Source organism: Acinetobacter sp. UBA3132, from assembly GCF_002364825.1.
GTDB lineage: Bacteria > Pseudomonadota > Gammaproteobacteria > Pseudomonadales > Moraxellaceae > Acinetobacter > Acinetobacter schindleri.
Map to the genome: position 1 here is coordinate 5,092 of NZ_DEZM01000074.1, position 834 is coordinate 5,925.

Here is an 834-nt window from a genome sequence, read left to right on the forward strand (position 1 = left end):
CGTCCACCTACAGGTGATATTCTTGCGATCGACCGCATTAAAGAAATTCACGAAGCACTACCAAATACGCACCTTGTAATGCACGGTTCAAGCTCTGTGCCACAAGAATGGTTAGCTGTAATTAACCAGTATGGCGGCGACATCAAAGAAACATATGGTGTTCCTGTTGAGCAACTGGTTGAAGCGATCAAACACGGTGTCCGTAAAATCAACATCGACACAGACTTACGTTTAGCTTCTACTGGTGCAATGCGTCGTATGATGGCTGAAAAACCAAGTGAGTTCGATCCACGTAAATTCTTTGCTGCAACAGTTGAAGCAATGAAGCAAATCTGTGTAGATCGTTACGAAGCATTTGGTACAGCAGGTAATGCTGACAAGATTCGTCCAATTTCATTGGAAAAAATGGTTTCTCGTTACTAAGTGCTAGCCTGAAATCATGTTTGAAAGCCCACAAAAAACTTGTGGGCTTTTTTTTGTATTAAAATAGCGTACTTAAAAATAATGATGAGCATGCAATGGAACTGATCTTTGCAGCTGCACTATGCAGCGTCATGGTCTCGATTTTACTCAAGACAGGAAGGAACAGGGGACTCAATCCCATTCATCTGATTGCCTGGAACTATGCTACAGCAAGTGTTCTTTGCTATTTCTGGTTTAAACCCGATCTGGCACATGTATCAGTCACTCATACACCGTGGTTACTGATTTTTGCCCTAGGTATCTTGTTGCCAAGTGTATTTCTGCTACTGGCTCGGGCTTTGCAAACAGCGGGGATCCTAAAGACAGAAATCGCCCAGCGTCTATCAGTCGTACTTTCTCTTGCAGCAGCTT

Annotated in this window: 1 protein-coding gene and 1 pseudogene; both read left to right on the forward strand. The window is 43.2% G+C overall.

Annotated elements, in window-relative coordinates; all coding sequences use genetic code 11:
• Positions 1–423, forward strand: a 423-nt coding sequence (locus tag B4033_RS03415) for a class II fructose-bisphosphate aldolase (protein WP_286832110.1), incomplete at its 5' end; no start/stop codon positions are given.
• 95 nt (positions 424–518) lie between these two features.
• Positions 519–834: pseudogene (locus tag B4033_RS03420) on the forward strand (EamA family transporter); the annotation flags it as partial.